The following is a 22,936-nucleotide window of genomic DNA, read 5'->3' as shown; positions in this document are numbered from 1 at the left end:
ACCGGTCGGAACGGGGCGCAAAGCGCCCCCGCACTGTTGCGCAACCCTGCCCCCTAACTGTGCTGGTCCCTCGAAAAGGAATAGCCTTATGCTGTAACGAAATATGTCTAGCTCGCCTGAAGAAGGATGTCGCAATGCCGCTCAAGGACCTGCTGATCGCCCTGGTGGTGATTGTTGCGTGGGGAGTCAACTTCGTGGTCATCAAGGTAGGCCTGGATGGCCTGCCGCCGATGCTGCTGGGGGCATTGCGCTTCTTGTTGGTGGCCTTCCCGGCAGTGTTGCTGGTCAAGCGGCCGAAGCTGCCGTGGCGCTGGCTGATCGCTTATGGCGTGACGATTTCCCTGGGGCAGTTCGCCTTCCTTTTCCAGGCCATGTACAGCGGCATGCCGCCTGGGTTGGCGTCGTTGATCCTGCAATCCCAGGCATTCTTCACGCTAGGGTTTGCCGCGCTGTTTCTGGGCGAGCGACTGCGCCTCGCCAGCCTGCTGGGGCTGCTGGTGGCCGCCAGCGGCTTGGCGCTGATCGGCAGCGAGGATGGTGGCCATGTGCCGATGCTGGCGCTGGTGCTGACCCTCTGCGCGGGCGCGATGTGGGGCGTGGGCAACATCATCACGCGGCGTTTCGGTTCGGTCGACCTGGTGGCGCTGGTGATCTGGGGTGGGTTGATTCCACCGCTGCCGTTTCTGGCGTTGTCGTGGTGGCTGGAGGGGCCTGAGCGCATCGGCCATGCCCTGGCCAACATTGGCTGGAGCTCGGTACTGGCGTTGGCGTACCTGGCATTTGTCGCCACCATGCTCGGCTATAGCCTGTGGAGCACATTGTTGTCGCGCCACCCGGCCGGCAAAGTGGCGCCGTTCTCGTTGCTGGTGCCGGTTATCGGCCTGAGTGCTTCGGCGTGGTTGCTCGGCGAGCGCCTGACCGAGTTGCAGGGCTGGGGGGCGCTGCTGGTGATGCTTGGGCTGCTGGTGAACGTGTTTGGCGCCAAGATCGGCCAACGGTTGCGGGCGGCTAGTGCGCACTGAGGGCCGGGTGCTCTGTTAGAATCGGCCCTTTTCGCCAGGCCAACGGAGCACCGTCATGATTATCTCTACCACCAGCCAGCTCGAAGGCCGTCCTATTGCCGAGTACCTGGGCGTCGTCAGCTCCGAATCGGTGCAGGGCATCAACTTCGTGCGCGATTTCTTTGCCCGTTTTCGCGACTTCTTCGGTGGCCGTTCGCAAAGCCTGGAAAGCGCCCTGCGCGAGGCCCGCGAGCAGGCCACCGAGGAGTTGAAGGCGCGGGCACGGCAGTTGCACGCCGATGCAGTGGTGGGCGTGGACTTCGAAATCAGCATGCCGTCGGTGCAGGGTGGCATGGTCGTGGTATTCGCCACCGGCACGGCGGTCAGGTTGAAATAAGGCATTGTGCCACTGGTCGGCTCCAGGGTTTTAGTCTGGGCGGTCCGCAAATGACCAGCTAGTCTCACTTTTACCGGGCGCGTTCACCTAGGCAACGTATCTGCTTGCCGACGCGACCTCACTGGAGGGAGACAGGGCATGAGCGAATCCTTTTTCGAAGACCTGAACGACGCATTCCCGATCAACAGCCAGGTGCGTTGCGGCCAGTCGGCATTCCGCCTGGGTTTCGCCCACATGACGCTGGATGATTCGGAACAGCTTCAGCCTGCACATCTGCAGCGCAGCAAAAAGGGCCGCTTCATGCCGCGGGTTCCGCTGAAAAAGTGATCCCGCTCCAGCAACCCCGCCGAACGGCGGGGTTTTTGTTGATATTCGTTGACGCTGCTCATGGCATCGCCGGGTTGCACTCGCCGGATAGCCGTGGATGTGGTTTTCTGGCGCGGCATTTCAGCAAAGGGAGATCGAATGCTCATGCGAGTCAGGGAAGAGACCTATTGGCAGTGGGCGGACGCTCAACTGCACAGCCGCAGCCACGATGAAGCGCTCAGTGACGGCACCACGCTCGACGTGCAGGTGCGCCTGTCGCGCCTGGGCGCTACCCAGCTGTTTCTCGGTATCTACGCTGGGAATGGCCGGGCATTGCTGGAAGAGTATTACCCTGCGCGCCCGGGTGAGACCATGACCCGGGCGTTGGTCTGGGGCGTCGAGCGGGCCCGCGCGCTGGCCACCGGCGCATTGCCCTTGCCAGCGATGGCGCGCACGCGTCGGCGGGCATGAAAAAGCCCGGCCTTTGCGGGCCGGGCTCCATGGTGGGTGAGGCCACTCAGTTGAGTGGTTCGATCACCTTGACTGCCCCCCGCTCACGGGCGGCGGGCCATTCTTGTTGCAGGGTCTGCAGGACGCGGCCAACGAACTCGGTGTCGGCGGCGGCCTTCTTGCCGACGTAGCCCTGGCCACGTCGGTAGACCTTGAAGCGTGCACGCATGCTTGGCAGGTGCTCTTCGAATTCATCTTCGATGGTGTTCGGTGGCAGGCGGTCGAGACGCACCTCACCGGTCTGGCTGACCCACAGCAGATGGTCGTCGAGGCTGTCTTTGCGCACGGCGAACAGCTGGGCCAATTGGTCGATTGTGGGATTGTTGTTCAAGTTCATCATAAAGCCCCCATTACCCATTCGTAGGTGATTTTCACAGTTGGCGCTACCACGGTGTAGCGCACTACCAACGCTGCTACAGCAGCATCGCAACAGGGGCTTTCACACGCTGCCTTTTGGACAGTTCCCTCTCCACGGACGGCCTGCGTTACCGCGCAGGCCGTCTGGAACACCCTTGCCACCGCTCCCGATCGGGGAGACAGCCTCATCATGCCCAAGGGCGATGAACGGCGTCAACCGTTTTGTAGTGAATATTTTTTGTCACTACATCTTGTCCGACAATCCTGCCGGAAGGGCCTGTCAGTGGTCGAGGGACGAGAGAATCCGGTACGCGGCGCGCACGCGTGCCTCGTTGGGATAGTTGCGGTTGGCAAGCAGTACGATGGCTTTGCCTTGCGCCGGAATGAACGCCACATAGGCACCGAAACCGTTGGTGGCGCCGGTCTTGTTGTACCAGGCGTCAGGCACGGCCGGGAGCTCGGGGTCGAGGCGGCGGGTGGCCTGTGGCGCAAGGGCGAACTTGGAGCTGTTGCCATTGACCAGGGTGTCGAGTGACGCCGGGTAGGGGTAACGTTCCCAGCCCAGGCCTTGGGTCATGCTACCGACCTGGAAGTAGCCGGCCTGGGTAATGGCGGCAGCCTTTTGCAGGGTTGGCGCAAGTTCGGCCGGCTGCATGTGCAGGCGCACGTAGCGCAGCAAGTCGGTGGCGTTGGTCTTGATGCCATAGGCCGCATCGGCAAAGGGCCCCGAGCTGACGCGCACCGGCTGGTCATGCGCGTCGTACCCTTGCGCATAAAGCCGCTGTGCATCGGCCGGTACGTGCAGGTAGGTGTGCTTGAGGCCCATTTGCGGGAGAAGCCCCTCGGTCATCAGCTCGGCGAATGGGCGCTGCTGCGCGCGCGCCGCCAGATCACCGAACAACCCCAGGCTGGGGTTCGAGTAGCAGCGCTGGGTGCCGTGTTTGGCAACGGGTTGCCAGTGGCGGAAGAAAGCCAGCACCTGTTCGTCTGTGTGCACCGCGTCGGGGAACTGCAATGGCAGGCAGTCGGCGCTGTAGGCACCGAATTCCAGCACGCTGGCTTCGCCCAGCGGTGTGCCGGCCAGGGCGGGCTGGTAGCGCTGGGCAGGGGCCTGTAGGTCAAGCTTGCCTTCGGCGCTGGCCAGCGCCGCAAGCGTAGCGGTGTAAGTCTTGCTCAGCGAGCCGACCTCAAACAGGGTATCGGCGCTAACCGGCGAGCTATCCGCCTTATTGGCCACGCCATAGTTGAAGTAATGCGCCTGGCCATCGGCGTACAGCGCTACCGCCATACCGGCGATTTGGTGTTCCTGCATGAGCGGCTGGATGACCTCGTCTACCTGGGCCTGCAGCGGATCGGCCGCCTGCGCGGTGATTGCACTCATGGCCAGTGCAGCCGCGAGAGGGAAGGGCGCAAGGCGATAGCGTGGCATCAAGTAGTCCTTTGTCCGTTGAGCGATACCGGTGGGGGTTCCGGCGTTAGCGAAAAATAAACCGAGACCTTATCGTCTGCCGTTGCATAACGACAAGACGGAAACTGTTATGAAGTATTTGCGCATGTTATTCGACAACTTCACCCTGGCCTTGCTCGGGGTGGTGCTCATCGCCACTGTGCTGCCCTGCTCGGGCGACGGGGCGGTGTATTTCGGCTGGCTGACCAACCTGGCTATCGGCCTGCTGTTCTTCCTGCACGGTGCCAAGCTGTCGCGCGAAGCGATCATCGCCGGCGCCGGGCACTGGCGCCTGCACTTGCTGGTGTTCTCCTGCACGTTCGTGCTGTTCCCCTTGCTGGGGCTGGCGTTCAAGCCGTTGTTCGTGCCGCTGGTGGGCAACGAGCTGTACCTGGGCGTGCTGTATCTGTGTGCGTTGCCAGCCACGGTACAGTCTGCCATTGCCTTCACCTCGCTGGCCCGCGGTAACGTGCCGGCAGCCATTTGCAGCGCGGCGGCTTCCAGCCTGCTGGGTATCTTCCTCACGCCACTGCTGGTGATGATGCTGCTGGGCGCCAGCGGTGATACCGGCTCGGGGCTGGATGCGGTGCTGAAGATCACCCTGCAGCTGCTGGTGCCCTTCGTAGCCGGGCAGATCGCCCGCCGCTGGATTGGCGCGTGGGTCAAGCGCAACGCGCGCTGGCTCAAGGTCGTGGACCAGGGCTCGATCCTGCTGGTGGTCTACACCGCCTTCAGTGAGGCGGTGGTTACCGGACTGTGGCACACGGTGTCGCCACAACACTTGGCGGGGCTGTTTGTGGTGTGCGGGATCTTGTTGGCGGTGGTGCTGTACGGTACCCGCTTGCTTGGCAAACTGCTTGGCTTCGACCTGGAGGACCGCATCACCATCCTGTTCGCCGGCTCGAAGAAGAGCCTGGCCACTGGGGTGCCGATTGCTCAGGTGCTGTTCGTGGGCAGTGGCATTGGCGCGATGATCCTGCCGCTGATGCTGTTTCATCAGATCCAGCTGATGGTCTGCGCGGTGCTGGCGCAGCGTTATGCCAGCCGTGAGGGGTTGGCCGAAAAGGCTCCTGCGGCGTCATGATGTGTGTGTAGGAGCGGCCTCGCCGGGAGGTCGCTCCTGCACGTTACCTTGCCTGGCCGGAACTGCGCTCTCGGAGCGCCTTGGCCACTTCGGCCTCTATCTTGTAAGCGGGCCCTTCAAGCTCATTGAAATCACGCGTGTAGCGCCGGGCGAATTCTTCTAGCCCCAGCGCCTGGTATTGCTGCACGTGCATGAGCTCGTGCGCCCACAGGGCCACATTATCTTGCGCATCGCTGGCATGGCGAAAGATGATCGTGTCGATCAACGTCACCGCATTCACGTCGGGGTTCTGCAGCATGGCATTGGCTGCGCTCATCTGCTGTTCGTCGCCCACCCTGAAGCGGACGGCATCGAGCACGGCGAAGTCATACCAGGGCTCGAGCTGGGCGCGGATGTGCAGGGGGATCGGTTCACTACCGCTGGCATTGGCTTCGTCGCGGGCCTGGCGCAATGCGTAGGCCAGGCTGGTCGACGCCATGGCTTCCACGTCCTTGAGGATCTGCCCGGCCTGCCCTGGGTCGACCGGGGCGCAAAAACACCCCATCAGGCATACCTGATACTGCCCCGGTGGGCAGGCTTGCTCGGCCAGTACCGGCGCACTCAGGCACAGGCCAAGCAACAGGTTAACGGGTTTCATTCAAGGCCTTTTCAACGAAGGTGCGGCTGGCGTCCAGCACCTGCGATTGCACCGCCTCACTGGCCAGCATGCGCCCGACCAGCAACGCGCCGACGCATTGGCTGATCAACACCCAGGCCAACGCTTCATCCTCCAGTGTGGCAGCCCAGGCCTTGTGCAGGTCGACCAGCCAATGCTCGGCCACCTCTCGCACTGCAAGGTCTGCCCGGGCGATTTCCACCCCTAGCGGCGGCAACGGGCAGCCACCTTCGGCATTGTGCAAGTGAGCCATGCTCAGGTACTGCTGCAGGCAACGGCCAAGGCGTTCGCGGCTGGCGCCTTGGCTGGCCAGGCGTGCCAGTGGGCTGTTGCAGAGTTCCTGACGCACCACTTCGGTGAACAGATCATCCTTGGACGGGAAGTGGTTGTAAAAGGCACCGCCGGTCAGCCCGATGGCCTTCATCAGCCCGGCCACGCCGGTGCTGGTAAAGCCACCGCGTTTGGCTAGCGCACCGCTGGTGGCCAACAGCTTTTCGCGGGTTTGTTGCTTGTGCTCGCTGGAATAGCGCATTCATGAACCTCTGCGCGCTGGCTTGACGATGGGGCCGATCATAACATAGCGTTCGTTTACTAAACGATCATTCACCAAAGAGGCGCACATGACTCGACAACAAAAAGTAGTGCTTGTGATCGGCGCGGGGGATGCCACCGGGGGCGAGATTGCCAAACGGTTCGCCAAGGAGGGCTACGTCGCCTGCGTCACCCGCCGACAGGCTGACAAGCTGCAACCGCTACTGGACGAAATACGCGCAGCAGGCGGCCAGGCCCATGGCTTTGGCTCCGATGCGCGCAAGGAAGATGAGGTGGCGGCGCTGGTGGAGGCCATCGAGCGTGATATTGGCCCGATCGAGGCGTTTGTCTTCAATATCGGCGCCAATGTGCCTTGCAGCATTCTCGATGAAACGCCACGCAAGTACTTCAAGATCTGGGAAATGGCCTGTTTTGCCGGGTTTCTGACCGCTCAGGCAGTGGCCCGGCGCATGGTGGTGCGTGAACGCGGCACGATTCTGTTTACCGGCGCTACCGCAGGTACACGGGGTGCCGCTGGCTTTGCCGCATTCGCCGGCGCCAAGCACGGCCTACGGGCGTTGGCGCAGAGCATGGCGCGCGAGTTGGGGCCGCGCAATATCCATGTGGCCCATGTGGTGGTGGATGGTGCCATCGATACCGCGTTCATTCGTGACAGCTTCCCCGAGCGCTACGCCCTGAAGGACCAGGATGGCATCCTTGACCCGGCTCATATTGCCGACAGCTACTGGTTCCTTCACGCCCAGCCGCGAGACGCCTGGACATTCGAACTGGACCTGCGCCCCTGGATGGAACGCTGGTAAGCCCCCTCATCGATCAAGGACCGTACCCATGACCAATACCGTCGAATTCTTCTTTGATCTTGGTAGCCCGGCCAGCTACCTGGCGTGGACGCAACTGCCGGGTATGTGCGCCCGCCAAGGCGCAACGCTGCACTACCGGCCCATGCTGCTGGGCGGGGTGTTCCAGGCCACCGGCAATGCGTCCCCGGCAATGATCCCGGCCAAGGGTCGCTACATGTTCACCGACCTGGGGCGCTTCGCTGCCCGCTACAGTGTACCGTTCGGGCTGCCGCCGGGGTTTCCGCTCAATACCTTGATGCTGATGCGCGGGGTGATCGGCACGCAGTTGCAAGACCCGCAGCGCTTCGAGGCGCTGTTGAGGGCATTGTTCACTGGGATGTGGGGCGAGCGGCGCAATCTGGGTGACGCGGCAGTGTTGCAACAGACCCTGGAACAGGCGGGCTTCGACATTGCCGCATTCAGTGCGCTGGCCGGCGATGTGCAAGTGAAGGCTGCGCTCAAGCAGGCGACGGAGGATGCGGTGGCGCGCGGCGTGTTTGGCGCACCGACCTGCTTTGTTGGTGATGAGATGTTCTTTGGGCAAGACCGCCTGGACTTTGTCGAGGACGCGCTGCGTCAGCGTGCCAGGCGTGTTTCCAGCTGAGTGCGCTCCCACAGGCTGAGCAGGTCGGCCGGGTTGGTGCCGTAGCGGTACCAGTCTTCAAGCCCGGCCTGATCGCCGTTGGGTGCCTGGCAGTGGACGCAATGGGCAAGGCCTTCAGCGTCCACGGCCAGGGTCATCTGCCAGCCTTCGATCGTCACATCGACCAGGCCATCGTGGCGGTGGGCGCTTATTTGCAGGGCGTGAACACCCAGGGCTGCGTCGCGCAAGCGCTGATACGCTTCCCGCGTGCTCACGGTACCGCTGCGGCTCACTGTCAGAAATTCGCCGGGGTATTGGCACTGATGATCTCGGCCTCATCCTGGCCGATGTTCTTGAAGCTGTGGGGCAGGGTGGTGGGGATGTAGTAGCCATCGCCCGAGTTGAGCACGCTAACCTGGCCATCGACCCACAATTCGACCGTGCCACGGGTGACCAGGCCGCACTCTTCGCCCTCTGCATGCACGATCGGCTCGCCCGAATCGGCGCCCGGTGCGTACAGCTCGCGCAACATGCGCATCTGCCGCGCCTCGACACTGGCGCCGACCAGCAGCATGCGCAGGCCGTTGCGGCCCAGGTCTGGTTGCTCGCTGGCGCGGAACACGAAGCGCTCTTCCCGTACTGGCTCGTCGAAGCTGAAGAACTCCGCCAGGCTCATCGGGATGCCTTCGAGCAGTTTTTTCAGGGAGCTGACCGAAGGGCTGACGCGGTTCTGTTCGATCTGCGAGATCGTCGAGTTGGTCAGCCCGCTGCGGCGGGCCAGTTCCCGTTGGGAGAGGTTGTTGCGTTCACGCACCAGTTTGAGTCGCGTCCCCGTGTCCATAGCCGCCTTGTAATCAGAGGTGTCAAAAATAATGAGCGACGCATTAAAGCACACTCTGCACGCTTGCGCGCTGTGCTTATCAGGCCCGCTTCTCGCGTGGCATCGGCCATAGCCCGACCAGCAGCAAAAGCGCAGCCACCGCCAGGAACGGCAAGCGCGGGTCGAGGGCATACACCAGCGTGCCGGCCAGTGGCCCGATCACCGCGCCCATGCCCTGGGCAGCGCCGATCGAGCCGGCGGTGGCACCTTGTTCAGAGGCTTGCATGGCATTGGCGGCGAGTGCCGAGAATGCCGGGAACACAAAGCCCATGCCGGCGGCGGCGACGAAGTAGCAGGCCCACAGCCAGGGCGCCGTGGCCGCCAGTGCGCCGCAGGCAAAACCGACCGCCGAGACACTGGCACCCACCCGAATCATTTTCAACGGTGGCCACTCCAGTTGGCGCAGCACCACCTGCGTCAGGATCAGTGCCACACCCACCGTGGTCAAGGCGATGCCGGCAGCCTGGGCGGCCTCGGCCGGGCCCAGGTGCAGGCGGTCGAGGGCGAAGAAGCCGACGGTGATTTGCGACACTGTGACACTGAGCATGGCGCTGAAGGCCACCAGCAAAGGCCGGCGCAGGCGCGGATCGCTCAAGTGCACAGGGCTGGGCGCGTGGCTTTTGGCCAGTGCCTGTGGCTTGAGGGTGAACAGCAGCACGAAGAACGCGCAGGCCGGCAGCAGCGACATGAGGTGGAACGGCAGGCTCAGGCTGTGCCGCGCCAGCAGTGCGGCCAAGGCCGGGCCCAGCACCAGGCCGACGGCGTTGGCCGCCCCCAGCGAGGCCATGGCCCGCGCCCGCTGCTGCGGTTCGACATGGTCGGCGATCATTGCATTGCAGGCCACCGGGATGGCGGCATAGAACGCCCCGATGCACCCGCGGGCTAGCATGAGGCCGATAAAGGCCAGGGTTGCGCCCGGCAGCCAGCGCAGCGCGCCTTCGACGAACAGGCACAACAGCCAGTAGGCGAGGGTGAAGCCTGCGCTGCCAAGCAGCAGCACGCGCCGGCGCCCGAGCCGGTCGGCCGCGCGGCCCCAGGGGCGGGCCAGCAGTACCCAGACCACACCGGCCACGGTCACGGCAGCACCGGCTTGCCAGGTGGCCATGCCGAGTTGGCGTGCGATCGGGCCGATCAGGGCGACGAAGGCCATCATCGACATGGTACAGGCCATGTTGGCCAGCAGCAGTGGCCGTAAGTCCAGGGTGCTGGCAGGAACGAGAGTGGCAGGATCCTTTGCGACGTTCATAGGGCAGTCCAGAGTTTTTAGCGAAAATTACGCCGATCTTAATAAGAATTATTATCGAATGTCGAACGCCCCGGACCGCTTCGGCTCAGTCGCTGCGACGCAGGGGGCCAGGCCACATGCTACGCAAGACGCCGTCGCGACGCACCAAGGCATGCATCAGGGCTGCGCCCAGGTGCAGTACAACCGTCGCGAACAGCAGGTAGCCGGCCCAGCCGTGGGCTTGGCGCAGCACGGCATACAGCTGAAGGTCATGCGGGGCGATCGCAGGCAACTGCAGGGGCCGCGGATAACCGCCGGCCGAAAGCATCGCCCAACCCAGCAGGGGCATGGCCAGCATCAAGGCATAGAGCACCAGGTGCGAGGCCCCGGCGGCGAGCCGTTGCAGCGTTGGCAGGTTGCGTGGCAGCGGTGGGTGAGGCAGCGTCAAGCGCAGGGCAATACGCAGCAGCACCAGTACCAGCAAGGCCAGGCCCGTTGCCTTGTGCAGCTCGATCAGCAATGGATGGCGCAGTGACAGGTCGCTGACCATGCTCACGCCGATGAACAGCATGGCCACGATCAGCACGGCCATCAGCCAGTGCAGCAGGCGAGCGAGGGGATGGAAGGCTTCGGGTTTCATGGGCGGGCTCCGGTGCCGAGCGATTCGCGGCTGCGGCGGTTGAACGATTCCGAATACGCGGCCGAACGGGCGGCGAGGATCGGGTCGGCGGACGCTTCGATGCCATGCGGCAGGATCAGCGGGTCGAAGTTCAGGTCTCGGCAAGCGCCTTGTTCAGCAGCGTCCACCTGTTCGAGCACGAGCGTGCCGGCGTCCACGCTGCGCCGCTGTGCAGGCCAGGGGCTGGCGGGGTCGTCCACGGCGTCACCGGGCTCGGCCAGGACCAGGCGCAGGGTCCAGCGCAGCGGCCCTTGGGCCAGGCGCTGTTGCAGGTCATGCTGCAGGAACAGTTTGTCGTCCACCTGCCCTGGCAGCGCCGTAAACGCCGTCTGCGGCTCCAGTTGCCAGCGCACTGGCTGGGCTGCCCCGGCGGCGTCGATCAGGCGAAAGGCATTGATGCTGTGGTACTGGGTGCTGGCAAAGCTGTTGCTTGGCTTGTAGCTCGCGGCCCACTGGCGGAACGCCGCGCTTTCAGGGTGAGCAGCGAAGAACGCCTGCTGCCTGGCTGGGTCCGGTTTGCCGGTGGCAGGGTCTGGCGTGCTCGCTAGCACCTGTTCATAGAAGGCTTGCGGTGTGCTCACCGCCAGCACGGGCGGGTTGTTCATGCCGGTACGCCAAACCTGCCCGTCGTCGCTGCTCAACTGAAGCGCCAGGCTGCGCACCGGGATGGCGGTGTCTGGCGCATAAGGGTTGGCGCCACCGATGGCGAAGCGGCCGATCACCGGCACCCGTGCCTGACTGAACACCCGCGCCGTGGACAGGCTGGCAGCCTGCCCGCTGGCCTGGAAGTAGCCGCTGACGCACAGGCCTTTGGCGTGGTTCTTGCGGTAGCCCGGGTAGTGCCCGGCCTGGGCTTCGAAGGTGTCGATGATGCGCTGCGGCGTCAGCTTGGCTGCGCCGATCCAGCCTGCGGCATAGGCAAAGCCAACGCCCGCTGCCAGCATCACAGCGCCGATGGCGGCCAGGCGCAGGACCTTGGCGGGGCCGTGCAAGGGTGAGTTCATGGTTGTCGTCCGGTTCAGTGAAGATGCCGGTACGACGGGGCAGGGCAAAACTTATTCCCTGGGAGGGAATAGATTTTGTTGCCGGGCGTCTGCCCCATACACTGACAACCCCAGAGGCCGGGACATTTGCCATGCACGATCTGGACGAACACCAATGGCGCGAGCTGCTTGCACGTCTGCGCCGCTTTGCCTTGTGGTTGACGCGCGAACCCGGCAGCGCCGACGACCTGGTGCAAGCCACCGTCGAGCGCGCCTTGAGCCGCCATGGCCAGCAACGCGAGGCAGAGGCGCTGCGCGCCTGGCTGTTCACCATCCTTTACCGGCTGTTTCTCGACGGCAAGCGTCGCGACCGCCTGCATGCCCGTTGGCTGTCCTGGTTTGGCCGTGCCGAGGTGGAAAGCGAGCCGGTCGGCGGCAATATCGAGGCCATCGTCCTGGCCCAGGCCGACCTGCAGGCATTTGCCCGGTTGTCTGCCGAGCAGCGTGCCTTGCTGTTGCTGGTGAGCATCGAAGGCTTGAGTTACAAGGAGGCCGCCCAGGCTTTGGGCATCCCTATCGGTACTGTGATGTCGCGCCTGTCGCGCGCCCGCAATGCCTTGCGCGAACTGACCGAGGGCAACCCTCAACCCCCGGCCTTGCGGAGACTGAAATGACGCGCCTGATCCCCAGCGAAGACGAATTGCATGCTTATGTCGATGAGCGCCTGGCGCCGGGTCGTCGGGCCGAAGTGCAGGCCTGGCTTACGGCCAACCCGCAGCAAGCGGCCAGGGTCGAGGCGTGGCGCAGTGATGCCCGCCGCCTGCGTGCGGCATTGGCCGGCCTGGGTGAACAACCAGGGGCTGCGCAACTCGACCTGGGCCAGCTGCGCCTGCGGCTGCGCCAGCGTCGTCAACGGCGCTGGGCGTCGGCGGCGGTGTTGCTGCTGGCGCTCGGCGTGGGGGGGATGGGCGGCTGGCAGGTGCGGGATGCCACGCTGGCAAGGGTCGATCTGCCGATGGCCGATGCGGTCCAGGCTCATCGGTTGTTTGCCGGCAGTGAGGCGCTGGATATCCAGGCCAGCGACCCGACCCAATTGCGTGAATGGCTGGGACGTCACTTCAACCGCGTAGGGCAGTTGCCGGATCTGGCGGGTTACGGATTCCGGCCGGTGGGCGCGCGATTGCTCAGCAACGAGCAGGGGCCGGCAGCATTGTTGGTGTTTCAGGATGGCAAGGGTGAACGGATCAGCCTGTTCATGCGCTCGCCCAGCGAGCATTACCAACGCATGCCTGATGGGCAGCGGGTTGATGGGCAGCTGGAGGCGCGGTATTGGTCACATGGGGCTTACAACTTTGCGCTGGTCAGCGCGGCGGACGATACGCGTGGGGCGGGGGTGGGGGCGGCGTTGCGGTTGGGGTTGTAGGGCGGCAGGTGCAGGGCGGTGGATTTTCAGCGTTTATGAGATCGAGCGCCACCGGCGCGGCGCTCGATCTCCCAGGCGCTGCACATCTACCGCCTACACCCAGCCTCGATCAGCTCAACTCCAGCCAGATCGGCGCATGGTCTGACGGCTTTTCCATCCCACGCAGTTCATAGTCCACGCCCGCTGCCTTGATCCGCGGCACCAGGTGCTGCGAGGCCATGATCAGGTCGATGCGCAGGCCACGTTTTGGATCGTCCTCGAAACCACGGCTACGGTAATCGAACCAACTGAAGCGGTCGGCCACTTCAGGGTACAGGTGGCGGAAGCTGTCGACCAATCCCCAGCCCTTGAGGCGCTCCATCCACTCGCGCTCTTCGGGCAGGAAGCTGCATTTGCCAGTCTTGAGCCAGCGTTTGGCATTGTCCGGGCCGATGCCGATGTCGCAGTCCTGGGGCGAGATGTTCATGTCGCCCATCACCAGCACCGGCTGGTCATTGCGGAACTGACCTTCGAGCAACGCCTGCAGGTCACTGTAGAAGCGCTGCTTGGCCGGGAACTTGGTGGGGTGGTCGCGGCTTTCACCCTGGGGGAAGTAGCCGTTCATGATGGTGACCGGGTTGCCATCGGTATCGGCGAAGGTGCCCCAGATGAAACGGCGCTGGGCGTCTTCTTCATCGGTGGCAAAGCCCTTGTGCAGGCTCAGGGGGGCCTGGCGCGACAGCAAGGCAACGCCGTAGTGACCCTTCTGGCCGTGGTAGTGCACGTGGTAACCCAGCGCCTGGACATCGGCCAGCGGGAACTGATCGTCACTGACCTTGGTTTCCTGCAGGCCGATCACGTCCGGCTGGTGCTTGTCGATCAAGGCCGCCAGCTGATGCGGGCGGGCACGCAGGCCGTTGATGTTGAAACAGACGATCTTCATGGAAAGACAATCCTGGCAAAAGCCGCGATGCTAGCCGACATCGCGCGTCATCACCAGCATGGCGGGTTGCGGGTGCTGCTGCTAACGTGCTGTAGGGGGTGAACGATGCGCGGTGGCGCCCCTCCAAGGCACTGTAAGCCCATTCCAGGAGGACTGCCCGCAATGCCCGACACCACTGCCACCCCGGCCCGTATCTGCCAGCTCGACGATGGTTACAGTCGCGAGGCACGTTCGCTGCTGTACAACGCCTACCGCCACGAGCCTACGTTCGCCTACATTTTTGAAGCGCAGCGCCCAGGCTATGAGCGGCGTTTGCGCGTGATGGTGCGTGAATGGGTACGCCAGCATTTCTATCTGCAATTGCCTGCAATCGGCCTGTTGGTGGATGACCGCCTGATTGCCGTGGCCCTGATCGTGCCGCCGCTGCGCAGGCTGGGGGTGGTCGACAGCTGGGCCTGGCGTTTGCGCATGATGCTGGGTACTGGCCTGCGATGCACACGGCGCTATATGGATTACCAGGCGGCATTGGCCAGTTGCCTGCCCACAGACCAGGTGCACATGTTGCCGTTGCTGGGGGTGCATCCACAGTTTCAGGGGCGCCAGTACGGCGAGCAATTGTTACAGGCTGTGCATGACTGGTGCGCAGAAGACCCGAGCACCCAGGGCGTGGTGCTGGACACCGGCAATGAGCACTACCTCGCGTTCTATCAGCGTCAGGGCTATGAGGAAATTGGCGAGGTTGCTGTAGGGCCTATCCGCGAGCGGGTATTTTTTCACCCCAACCCGGTCTCTTCGAATCCTGCTTTTGCCTGACAGGCCGCCAGACGGCTCCCTTGAGCTCCCGGCTCTGGTAGCATGCGCCGCATGACGTATTCAGGAAGATTGACCTGGGGCCTGGTTTTCTGGGTCGCCAGTTTTGCAGCATGGGGCCAGAGCGAGTTGTTGGTGAAGGTAAAGCCCGCCAACAAAGCGCTCAAGGCCAATGTCGAAGGCTATATTGGCAACCTTGGCGACCGCGACGAAGAAGCGCTATTGCGCTTCAGCCGCGGGGCCGAGGAGCAGGCGCGCAAAGCAGCGCAGGCACTTGGCTACTATCAGGCCCAGATCGAAACCGAGGTCAAGCCTCCGACCAAGGCCGAGCAACCCGCGCAACTGATCATCCAGATCGCGCCGGGAGAGCCGGTAAGGCTGCGCGACGTGACCGTGCGTATCGAAGGCCCTGCCAGTGAAATGAAGGTGTTCCGGGTGCCCGACAGCAAGGCGTTGCGCGCTGGCGAGCAGCTCAACCACGGCCTGTATGAGGATGCCAAGCGGCTGATCCAGAATCAGGCCTCGCGCTATGGGTTCTTCGCCGGCCGCTTCAGCCGCCAGCGCCTGGCGGTCGACCCCCAGGCCGGTGTGGCCGACATCGAACTGGTCTACCAAAGCGGCCCTCGCTATCGCCTGGGCGCAGTCAAGTTCGGGGGTGACACCCCCCTCGATGATGACCTGCTGCAGCGCATGGTCTCGTTCAAACCCGGCACACCCTACGATTCCGAGCTGATCGCCGAGCTCAACAACGACCTGCAATCAAGTGGCTACTTCGAAGGCGTGCGGGTAGATGCCGCGCCGACCGCTGCCGTAGGTGAGGACATCCCCGTGGATGTCCGCCTGGAAACCCGCAAACCCCGCACCATGGGCCTGGGCCTGGGCTTCTCGACCGACGTCGGGCCACGCGGCAAGGCCAACTGGACGCGGCACTGGGTCAACCCCCAAGGCCACAGCTATGGCTGGGAAACCGAGCTGTCGGCCCCCCGGCAGAACGTCGGCCTGTGGTACGACATCCCGCTGGACCCGCCGCTGACCGACAAGTTGCGCTTTGCTGGTGGTTACCAGAACGAGGAAATCGCCGGTACCGACACCCTCAGCAAGCTGCTGACGGTTGGCCCGGAATGGCACAGCAAGTTGCCCAGTGGCTGGCAGCGGGTCATCTCGCTCAAATACCAGCGTGAGGAATACCGCCTGGGCGATGACTCGGGGCTGAGCAACCTGCTGATGCCGGGTGTGAGCTTTTCGTACCTGCGCAGCGACAACCGTATCGACCCACACAACGGCTACCGCTTGCAGTTCGATACACAGGTGGCCAAGGAAGGGCTGGTTTCCGACACCAACCTGCTGCACGGCAACGTATTGCTCAAAGGCCTGACCACGCTTGGCCACAACCATCGCTTCCTCGGCCGGGTGCAGTTCGGCGGCAGCGCCACCAACGGTTACAAGAACAACATCCCGCCTTCGCTGCGCTTCTTCGCCGGTGGTGACCAGAGCGTGCGCGGCTATGACTACCAGACCCTGTCGCCGAAAAACAGTGATGGCGACCGCATTGGTGGGCGCTACCTGGTGGCAGGCAGCGTCGAGTATCAATATTCGGTGACTGAGAAGTGGCGGGTGGCGACCTTCGTCGATCAAGGCAACTCGTTCAACACGCTCGAGCTGCCCAGCCTCAAGACTGGGGTAGGTATTGGCGTGCGTTGGGTTTCACCGGTCGGGCCGCTGCGCCTGGACCTGGCCAAGGCACTCGATGACGAGGGTGGTATCCGCTTGCACTTCTCCATGGGGCCTGAGCTGTGACACGTGTGTTCAAATTCATTCTGCTGGGTCTACTCGGCCTGGTATTGGCCGTGGGCCTGGCGCTTGGCATGCTGGTAGGTACCGAAAGCGGCAGCCGCTGGGCGTTGGCAAAGGTGCCGGGGCTTGAGGTTGCTGATTTCACGGGGCGACTGGCCGGCACGTGGCAAGCCAGTCGGCTGAGCTGGGTCGACGGCGGTAACCGAGTCGAAGTACAGGCGCCTCTGTTGGCTTGGTCGCCCGCGTGCCTGTTGCGTGGCACCTTGTGTATCGAGCAGTTGCATGCCCAGCGCATCGACATGGCGTTTGCGCCGAGTGAAACGCCAGTCGACAGTGGCCCTTTGCAGCTCCCGGCCTTGCGTTTGCCGGTTGACATCGAACTGGGTGAGGTCAAGGTCGGCCAGTTGCGCCTGGACGGCAGCGACCTGCTCGGTGATCTGCAACTGGTGGCGCACTGGACCCGGACCGGAATGCGCATCGATAGCCTGCAACTGCAACGGGACGACCTGCGCCTGGACCTGCAAGGTGACTTGCAGCCTGAAGGCGACTGGCCTGTGCAATTGCAGGGGCAGGTTCAACTGCCCTCGGTGGAGGGCAATAGCTGGCAGCTGGCACTGGCAGCCAAAGGCGAGCTGCAGAAAACCCTCACGCTCGAAGGCACCAGCTCGGGTTACCTCGATGCACGCTTGAGCGGTGAGTTGCAGGCGTTGGCGGAACACCTGCCAGCAACGCTGCAGATCCGCTCCGAGGCGTTCAAACCGACTGCTTCGTTGCCAGATACCCTGCAGTTCAAGCAGCTCGAACTCAACGCCAAGGGCGATCTGCTCAAGGGTTATTCACTGTCGGGTTCGGCCAGTTTGCCCGCTGAACAGTCGCCGATCGCCTTGGCCTTGTCCGGGCGGGTCGACAGCAAGGGTGCCAAGCTCGATGCCCTTGACCTCAGCGCCAGCGATAGCCAGCGGCTCAAGCTACAGGCCAGTGCCGACTGGCAACAGGGCCTGAGCGCCGATGCCCAGCTCGAATGGCTGGATTTCCCATGGCTGCGCCTGTACCCACTGGAAACGCCGCCCGACGTCACGCTCAAGCGCTTCAACGCCCAGGTTCGCTACCGCGATGGCAACTACCAGGGCACCTTCAATGGCGACCTTGACGGCCCGGCGGGTGCCTTCACGCTGGCCAGCCCGTTCGAGGGTGACCTGGCCCAGGTGAAGCTGCCGCAGCTGGCGCTCACCGCAGGGCAGGGCAAGGCCGCCGGCAGTGTCGCGGTGCGCTTCGCCGATGCCCTGGCGTGGGATGTCGATATGCAGCTTTCGGCGCTGGACCCTGCGTACTGGCTTGCTGAACTGCCGGGTACCCTGGCCGGGCCTTTGCGCAGCAAAGGTGAAATGAAGGGTGACGAGCTTAAGCTCAATGCCCAGCTCGACCTCAAAGGCCGCCTGCGCGGTCAGCCGGCGGTGCTCAAGGTCGAAGCGCAAGGGGCAGGGCAGAGCTGGACCCTCGGCGCCCTGGCGATTCAGTTGGGTGACAACCGCATCAATGGCAGTGGCAGCTTGCAACAGCGGTTGGCGGGGCGGGTGGATCTCGACCTGCCGCGCCTGGGCCAGCTATGGCCGAGGCTGCAGGGGCAAGTCAAAGGCCGGCTGGACATTGCTGGCACCTTGCAAGCGCCCCAGGGCACGCTCACCCTGCAGGGCCAGCAACTGGCGCAGGCCGAGAACCGTATTCAGCGACTGGACCTCGACGCCCGGCTGGATAACGCCCAGCGTGGTGTGATCGAGCTCAAGGCGGGCGGCATACACCTGGGTGACACGGCACTGGGCACTTTGCAGGCCAATGGCAAAGGTGACATTCGCCAGCAGGCCCTGACGCTGGCGCTCGACGGCCCGCAGCTCAAACTTGCCCTTGGCCTGGACGGCCAGTTGAACAAGGGCGATTGGCGTGGTCGGTTGGCCAGTGGGCGGATCCAGGCCGGTGGCCAGGACTGGCAGTTGCAGGCTCCGGCACGCTTGCAGCGCTTGGCCAGCGGCCAGCTGGATTTCGGCGCCCATTGCTGGCGTTCCGGTCAAGCCAGCCTGTGCGGTGAAGACCAGCGCCTGGCACCGGAGCCACGCCTGCGTTATCACCTCAAGCAGTTCCCCCTGGACAGCCTGGCCCAGTGGCTGCCAAAAGATTTTGCCTGGCAAGGCCTGCTGAACGCCGACGTCAACCTCGATGTGCCGGCCAGTGGCCCAAAGGGCAGCATCGTAGTCGACGCCAGTGGCGGCACCCTGCGGGTGCGTGACAAGGACCGCTGGGTCGACTTCCCTTATCAGGCCTTGCGTCTGGACAGCACCCTGGCGCCACGACGTATCGATGCCCGCTTGGCATTTCGCGGCGAGCGCCTGGGTGAACTGAGCTTGAATACCCGCATTGACCCACTGGGCAAGAATAAAACGCTGTCGGGTGATTTCAGCCTGACGGGCCTGGACCTGTCGGTGGCCCGCCCATTTGTGCCCATGGTCGAGCGCCTGACCGGGCAACTCAATGGCAGCGGTCGTTTGTCGGGCACCTTGCTTGCGCCACAGGTCAACGGCAACCTGGTGTTGAGCGGTGGCGAGGTCAGCGGCGCCGAGTTGCCGCTAAGCCTGCAAGACTTGTCATTGCAGGCAACCATTGCGGGCGAGCAGGTTCAGCTCAATGGCAACTGGCGCAGTGGCGAAGCAGGGCGCGGCCAACTGACCGGTAACCTGACCTGGGGCCAGGCGCTGGGCATGGACCTGCGTTTGCAGGGGCAGCAATTGCCGGTGACGGTGGAGCCCTACGCGACCCTGGAAGTCGCCCCCGACCTGAACCTGCGCCTGATCGACGACAAGCTGGCAGTGACGGGCAAGGTCCAAGTGCCAAAAGGCAAGATCACGGTACGCGAACTTCCGCCATCGACCGTGAAAGTGTCCGATGACACGGTGATCATCGGCCATCAGACCGAAGAGGGTAAACAGCCCCTGGCAATGGCGATGGACATCGATGTCGAGGTTGGGCGAGACAAGCTGTCGTTCAGTGGTTTTGGCCTCACTGCCAACCTGCTCGGCCATGTGCACATCGGCGACAACCTCGATACCCGGGGTGAGTTGAGTTTGGCCGATGGCCGTTACCGTGCCTATGGGCAGCGCCTGACCATTCGCCGGGCGCGGCTGCTGTTCGCTGGCCCGATTGATCAGCCGTATCTGGACATCGAGGCCATTCGCAAGGTCGATGATGTGATTGCCGGTATCCGTTTGAGTGGCAGTGCCGAGCAACCGACCACGCAGGTGTTTTCCGAACCCGCCATGAGCCAGGAGCAGGCGCTGTCGTACCTGGTGCTGGGGCGCCCGTTGGGCACATCGGGTGAAGACAACAACATGCTTGCCGAAGCAGCGTTGGGCCTGGGGCTTGCCGGCAGTGCCGGTATCACCGGGAGCCTGGCGTCGAGCCTGGGCATCGATGATTTCCAGCTGGATACCGAAGGTTCGGGCAACACCACTAGCGTGGTCGCCAGCGGCAACCTGACCGAGAAACTGAGCCTGCGTTACGGGGTAGGGGTGTTCGAGCCTGCCAACACCATCGCGTTGCGCTACAAGTTGAGCCGGAGGGTCTACCTCGAGGCGGCAAGCGGGTTGGCCAGCTCGCTGGATATCTTCTACAAGCGGGACTTCTGATCGCCGCGGTCAGCAACGGACCGTGGCCGCTTCGATGAATTCATTGGAGCCGGAGAGGGGTGGGGGACTGGACCTGGGTATGCGTACCGGTGTGATCAGGCTGGTGTATTCCTCGATCAGCCGGTTCAGCGCTTCAGGCGGCTCGCTGGCCTGAAACTGCATGCGGATCTGTACCTCGTCGGGGTCGCGACTTTCGCCCTGACGGCCTTGGCCGCCAATGGTGACCTTGAAGCTGGCCGCAGTGTGCTCGCTGGCGGTCAGCAATGCTTCTTGCGCCTCGGTGCCCTTGACCCGAACCGACAAGTCGACCTGCATGCGTTCCAGGGCCAGGCCCTTGGGTGATACCAGCGCAAACAAGGGCACGCGCATGATGTGCTGTTCATCCATGGCCACTTCGACCATCTTGGCCTTCATCGGGGCGCCCAGTGCTTCGGTGTCACAGTCGAAGAACTGATCGAACAGGTTGATGTACTGTTGTGCAATCAGGCTGTTGGTGGCACTGGCGGCTTCTTGCAGGCCCCGCGTGATCTCGCGCAGGTCGATGGAAGTCATGGGGGCTAGGGACTTGTCCAATCATTCGGCTCCTGGGTGGGGTGGTGCCCCCTGCTGCGAGGGGGCGATTCTTGCCAGCTTCAATTTGTTGGCGGGGTTTCACCGTCAGCTGGTTGTTTGCCAGGGGCCTGCGGATGGGTGCCTGCCGTGGGGCCTTTCAACCTGTCGGCCTGCGAGATAGCGTCTGGGCTATCAAGCGTCGCGCTCTTGACGATGGTGGGTTTGGTTGCGGCTTCGGTCAGGAAGTCGATGACCCTCATCATTGCTTCGGGCGGGTCCTGCCGCTTCAAGGTAGTGTTGAACGCGTAGCGGGCGCGGGTATCGGTCTTGCGGGTTTGCGTGGACTTGTGGCTGATGCTGCCCTTGACGTTGAGGCTGAATGGCCCCCAGCCAAGCGACCCGGTGGCTTCTGCGGCCATGTTCTTGTCGGTTACATCTTCCGACATCTGATTGATGGTCAGTTCGAACTCGACATTGCCTTCTTCGATGGAGATGTTCGGGTGGGTGATCGCTGCCACCAGCGGCACTTTCATCGTTTTGCTGACGACGCCTTGGTACTCGCCCTGTTCATCGACGATGGTTTCGTCATAGTCGAACTGGATCGCGACGGCCTTGCCTTCCTGAACGCAGACTTGCATCAGGAAGTCTGCATAGGACTTGCTGGCGGTGACCTGCGCTTGGACCATCGCTTGCAGGGGGCCTGCAATCATACGGTCCATCGGCAAGGCATTGATGACGGATCCGATGAGGCTAGAGTCTATCGACATAGCTGGATTCTCTTTTTAGTGGGGTGCATGAAGGGTCGTCAGTAACGACCTCGTTGCTCATTGGCTAGCGAACGCAAGGTTCCTGGCGGCGGATATTGCCGATCTGGCGCAGGCTCAAGCCGTATTTGTCGGCCAGCAAGCTGCGTGACAAACCATCGGCGCTTTCTTTCTGGATCTGCAGGTTGCGCAGCTGGCGCATGAAGTGATCGGCCTTGGGGATTTCCAGGGCTACGCCGGCGAAGCGTTTGATCAGCGCATCGAGCGCCTCGGCCGGGAGTACATCGGCAAGCTTGGTCCGCTCGCGGTGCTTGGGGATGTATTTGGGTCTGCCGCCATAGGCGCAGGTCAGCTGGAAAGCGTTTTCGATACCGATGCAGTCGATCAGCGCTTGCAATGAATGCGGCAAATGGCTGATGTCTATGCAGGTGAGGTCTGGTAACTCCATGCGACGCTCCTTCGTTCAGGGTTGCGATGCGGTAAGCAATCACCCGCGGCGATATGTCGAAGGTGTGACTGGATTCTCAGGTAGAGCCAGGGCGCGTCGCTAGGCGGTATTTAGGCTGGGGTTTGTAGCCTCGGTGAGCACGGTTTGCAGGCAGCGATTTCGCTTGTTGTAGGACACTGCTTCAACTACTCGCCGCAGCTGTTGATTTTCCGTTGTCGCACTTCATAGCTTGCAAGTTGGGGGCGGGGACCCTCAGTCGCACGGATAGCTGCTCAACAGGCTGGCACTTTTCAAGTAGGCCTTGGGGGTTGTGCTCATGCCCTGTGGCAGGGCGCGCCAGTCGACCAGCAGGCACAGAGCACTGAACGCATGCTCGTCGCGCTTTCCTACAGTGCGATCAGGAAAGTCACGGCGATAAAGTGCTCGGGTCTGCTGCACGGGGTAAACCTGATCGGCCTGCGCCAAAGTCTGGCGGGCCAGCTCTGGCAGCAGCGATGCAGGCACGGTGAAATGAACCTGACCGGTGTGGGCTTGCAGGTAGCCGGCTTCGCGAGCGCGCTGCCAGAGTTGCTGCCATTGGCTGGAGCCGGCGTTGGCGGCCAGTTCGCTGCCTAGCTTGAACAACTGCTCGGCGGGCGCCTGGCGAGTGTCCAGCGCGTAGACAGGGAGGTAAGTCAGGGCAAGGGATGCGAACAGCATGGATCTGTACATGGTGCCTCCGGCACGGGCGATAAGGACCCATGCTTTCAGGCGAACGGCACCACGCTAAGCAGGAAATGCAGCGCTGGTGCGGGTGAGCGTTGTATCATTGCCGCGGCTCGTTGCGAGCCATTTGCCCCTGATGTTGCAAGGAACTTTGAATGACACACGTGCAGCGCCTCAAATATTCACTTCTGATCATCCTGGTGGTACTGGGCCTAATGCTGGGCCTGTCCCACCTGCAAAAGCAAGGCACGATCAGTGAGCAGACCTTCCAGATGCTGGCGATCGCCATTGCCGTGGTCGTGGTCGTGATAAACGGCATTCTGCGGCGCAAAGTCAAGCGCTGAGC

27 protein-coding genes are annotated in these 22,936 nt (G+C 63.2%); 13 read left to right on the top strand and 14 right to left on the bottom strand.

Annotation, left to right across the window (positions count from 1 at the left end; all coding sequences use genetic code 11):
- The first annotated feature begins 134 nt into the window (after positions 1-134).
- The 4 genes from HU770_RS19695 to HU770_RS19680 all read left to right on the top strand — a co-directional run bounded on the left by HU770_RS19695 (position 135) and on the right by HU770_RS19680 (position 2,175).
- The gene (locus tag HU770_RS19695) at positions 135-1,022 is read left to right on the top strand and encodes an EamA family transporter (RefSeq protein WP_047583026.1); all 888 of its coding nucleotides are present in this window, start codon (positions 135-137) and stop codon (positions 1,020-1,022) included.
- A gap of 55 nt (positions 1,023-1,077) precedes the next feature.
- Positions 1,078-1,398, top strand: a complete 321-nt coding sequence (locus HU770_RS19690) for a YbjQ family protein (protein ID WP_186665076.1) — start codon at positions 1,078-1,080, stop codon at positions 1,396-1,398.
- Positions 1,399-1,536: 138 nt separating this feature from the next.
- Positions 1,537-1,725, top strand: a complete 189-nt coding sequence (locus HU770_RS19685; RefSeq protein ID WP_033698317.1) for a hypothetical protein — start codon at positions 1,537-1,539, stop codon at positions 1,723-1,725.
- 138 nt (positions 1,726-1,863) lie between these two features.
- The gene (locus HU770_RS19680; protein WP_047583027.1) at positions 1,864-2,175 is read left to right on the top strand and encodes a hypothetical protein; all 312 of its coding nucleotides are present in this window, start codon (positions 1,864-1,866) and stop codon (positions 2,173-2,175) included.
- 46 nt (positions 2,176-2,221) lie between these two features.
- On the opposite strand, the gene HU770_RS19675 is transcribed toward HU770_RS19680, so the two are convergent.
- Together HU770_RS19675 and ampC are read right to left on the bottom strand one after the other, a co-directional pair.
- Positions 2,222-2,554: a hypothetical protein gene (locus HU770_RS19675; protein WP_033698313.1), complete on the bottom strand. Its 333-nt coding sequence runs from the start codon at positions 2,552-2,554 to the stop codon at positions 2,222-2,224.
- 297 nt (positions 2,555-2,851) lie between these two features.
- On the bottom strand, positions 2,852-4,000 hold the full coding sequence (gene ampC, locus HU770_RS19670; protein ID WP_186665074.1) for a class C beta-lactamase: 1,149 nt from the start codon (positions 3,998-4,000) through the stop codon (positions 2,852-2,854).
- A gap of 109 nt (positions 4,001-4,109) precedes the next feature.
- On the opposite strand from ampC, the gene HU770_RS19665 reads away from it, so the two are divergent.
- Positions 4,110-5,102, top strand: coding sequence for a bile acid:sodium symporter family protein (locus HU770_RS19665; RefSeq protein WP_186665072.1), 993 nt, complete (start codon positions 4,110-4,112; stop codon positions 5,100-5,102).
- A 43-nt stretch (positions 5,103-5,145) separates the two neighbouring features.
- On the opposite strand, the gene HU770_RS19660 is transcribed toward HU770_RS19665, so the two are convergent.
- On the bottom strand, positions 5,146-5,739 hold the full coding sequence (locus HU770_RS19660) for a DUF4157 domain-containing protein (protein WP_047583028.1): 594 nt from the start codon (positions 5,737-5,739) through the stop codon (positions 5,146-5,148).
- Positions 5,726-6,289 (bottom strand): TetR/AcrR family transcriptional regulator, encoded by a 564-nt coding sequence (locus HU770_RS19655; protein ID WP_186655763.1) that lies wholly within the window; start codon positions 6,287-6,289, stop codon positions 5,726-5,728. The genes HU770_RS19660 and HU770_RS19655 overlap by 14 nt, the downstream gene beginning before the upstream one ends.
- An 88-nt stretch (positions 6,290-6,377) precedes the next feature.
- Between HU770_RS19655 and HU770_RS19650 the strand changes: the two genes are divergently transcribed.
- Positions 6,378-7,109, top strand: a complete 732-nt coding sequence (locus tag HU770_RS19650) for an SDR family oxidoreductase (RefSeq protein WP_095064409.1) — start codon at positions 6,378-6,380, stop codon at positions 7,107-7,109.
- Between the two features lie 28 nt (positions 7,110-7,137).
- Positions 7,138-7,752, top strand: coding sequence for a 2-hydroxychromene-2-carboxylate isomerase (locus tag HU770_RS19645; RefSeq protein ID WP_186655757.1), 615 nt, complete (start codon positions 7,138-7,140; stop codon positions 7,750-7,752).
- Here the strand turns inward: HU770_RS19645 and HU770_RS19640 are convergent.
- The 5 genes from HU770_RS19640 to HU770_RS19620 form a co-directional block, all read right to left on the bottom strand.
- Complete coding sequence (locus tag HU770_RS19640; protein ID WP_033698306.1) at positions 7,725-8,024, bottom strand: hypothetical protein; 300 nt, start codon at positions 8,022-8,024, stop codon at positions 7,725-7,727. The two genes, HU770_RS19645 and HU770_RS19640, sit on opposite strands and share 28 nt — an antisense overlap.
- Before the next feature lie 2 nt (positions 8,025-8,026).
- The gene (locus tag HU770_RS19635) at positions 8,027-8,572 is read right to left on the bottom strand and encodes a cupin domain-containing protein (RefSeq protein WP_027594799.1); all 546 of its coding nucleotides are present in this window, start codon (positions 8,570-8,572) and stop codon (positions 8,027-8,029) included.
- 79 nt (positions 8,573-8,651) lie between these two features.
- On the bottom strand, positions 8,652-9,857 hold the full coding sequence (locus tag HU770_RS19630; RefSeq protein WP_186665070.1) for an MFS transporter: 1,206 nt from the start codon (positions 9,855-9,857) through the stop codon (positions 8,652-8,654).
- An 85-nt stretch (positions 9,858-9,942) separates the two neighbouring features.
- Positions 9,943-10,476 (bottom strand): cytochrome b, encoded by a 534-nt coding sequence (locus HU770_RS19625; protein WP_186665068.1) that lies wholly within the window; start codon positions 10,474-10,476, stop codon positions 9,943-9,945.
- Complete coding sequence (locus tag HU770_RS19620; protein ID WP_186665065.1) at positions 10,473-11,519, bottom strand: catalase family peroxidase; 1,047 nt, start codon at positions 11,517-11,519, stop codon at positions 10,473-10,475. The genes HU770_RS19625 and HU770_RS19620 overlap by 4 nt, the downstream gene beginning before the upstream one ends.
- Before the next feature lie 131 nt (positions 11,520-11,650).
- On the opposite strand from HU770_RS19620, the gene HU770_RS19615 reads away from it, so the two are divergent.
- Both HU770_RS19615 and HU770_RS19610 read left to right on the top strand, forming a co-directional pair.
- Positions 11,651-12,172, top strand: a complete 522-nt coding sequence (locus HU770_RS19615) for a sigma-70 family RNA polymerase sigma factor (RefSeq protein ID WP_033698297.1) — start codon at positions 11,651-11,653, stop codon at positions 12,170-12,172.
- A complete protein-coding gene (locus HU770_RS19610) occupies positions 12,169-12,921 on the top strand; it encodes an anti-sigma factor (RefSeq protein WP_186655745.1) in 753 nt (250 codons plus the stop codon). Before HU770_RS19615 ends, HU770_RS19610 begins: the two co-directional genes overlap by 4 nt.
- 109 nt (positions 12,922-13,030) lie before the next feature.
- Here HU770_RS19610 and xthA read toward each other — a convergent pair whose 3' ends face one another.
- Positions 13,031-13,843 carry an exodeoxyribonuclease III gene (xthA, locus tag HU770_RS19605; protein ID WP_186655742.1) on the bottom strand — a complete coding sequence of 271 codons (813 nt, stop codon included), beginning with the start codon at positions 13,841-13,843 and terminating at the stop codon, positions 13,031-13,033.
- 162 nt (positions 13,844-14,005) lie between these two features.
- On the opposite strand from xthA, the gene HU770_RS19600 reads away from it, so the two are divergent.
- Genes HU770_RS19600 through HU770_RS19590 form a run of 3 tightly spaced genes read left to right on the top strand, consistent with a single transcriptional unit; the run spans position 14,006 to position 20,121 of the window.
- A complete protein-coding gene (locus HU770_RS19600) occupies positions 14,006-14,656 on the top strand; it encodes a GNAT family N-acetyltransferase (protein WP_186665063.1) in 651 nt (216 codons plus the stop codon).
- A gap of 51 nt (positions 14,657-14,707) precedes the next feature.
- Positions 14,708-16,450, top strand: coding sequence for an autotransporter assembly complex family protein (locus tag HU770_RS19595; protein WP_186665061.1), 1,743 nt, complete (start codon positions 14,708-14,710; stop codon positions 16,448-16,450).
- Positions 16,447-20,121, top strand: a complete 3,675-nt coding sequence (locus HU770_RS19590; protein WP_186665059.1) for a translocation/assembly module TamB domain-containing protein — start codon at positions 16,447-16,449, stop codon at positions 20,119-20,121. The genes HU770_RS19595 and HU770_RS19590 overlap by 4 nt, the downstream gene beginning before the upstream one ends.
- 9 nt (positions 20,122-20,130) lie before the next feature.
- Here the strand turns inward: HU770_RS19590 and HU770_RS19585 are convergent, their stop codons facing one another.
- The 4 genes from HU770_RS19585 to HU770_RS19570 form a co-directional block, all read right to left on the bottom strand.
- Positions 20,131-20,694 (bottom strand): DUF2589 domain-containing protein, encoded by a 564-nt coding sequence (locus HU770_RS19585; RefSeq protein ID WP_186665057.1) that lies wholly within the window; start codon positions 20,692-20,694, stop codon positions 20,131-20,133.
- A gap of 59 nt (positions 20,695-20,753) precedes the next feature.
- Entirely contained in the window at positions 20,754-21,440 is a 687-nt protein-coding gene (locus HU770_RS19580; protein ID WP_238347520.1) for a DUF2589 domain-containing protein, read from the bottom strand.
- Positions 21,441-21,504: 64 nt separating this feature from the next.
- Positions 21,505-21,885 carry a Mor transcription activator family protein gene (locus HU770_RS19575; RefSeq protein ID WP_033698285.1) on the bottom strand — a complete coding sequence of 127 codons (381 nt, stop codon included), beginning with the start codon at positions 21,883-21,885 and terminating at the stop codon, positions 21,505-21,507.
- Positions 21,886-22,137: 252 nt separating this feature from the next.
- Positions 22,138-22,596: a hypothetical protein gene (locus tag HU770_RS19570; RefSeq protein WP_186655726.1), complete on the bottom strand. Its 459-nt coding sequence runs from the start codon at positions 22,594-22,596 to the stop codon at positions 22,138-22,140.
- Between the two features lie 149 nt (positions 22,597-22,745).
- On the opposite strand from HU770_RS19570, the gene HU770_RS19565 reads away from it, so the two are divergent.
- Positions 22,746-22,934 (top strand): hypothetical protein, encoded by a 189-nt coding sequence (locus HU770_RS19565; protein ID WP_033698281.1) that lies wholly within the window; start codon positions 22,746-22,748, stop codon positions 22,932-22,934.
- The last annotated feature ends 2 nt before the right edge of the window (positions 22,935-22,936 follow it).

It is taken from the genome of Pseudomonas sp. SWRI68, assembly GCF_014269165.1.
GTDB lineage: Bacteria > Pseudomonadota > Gammaproteobacteria > Pseudomonadales > Pseudomonadaceae > Aquipseudomonas > Aquipseudomonas capeferrum.
Note: the sequence above shows the minus strand (reverse complement) of the source record. Positions and strands in the feature narration are given on the sequence as shown.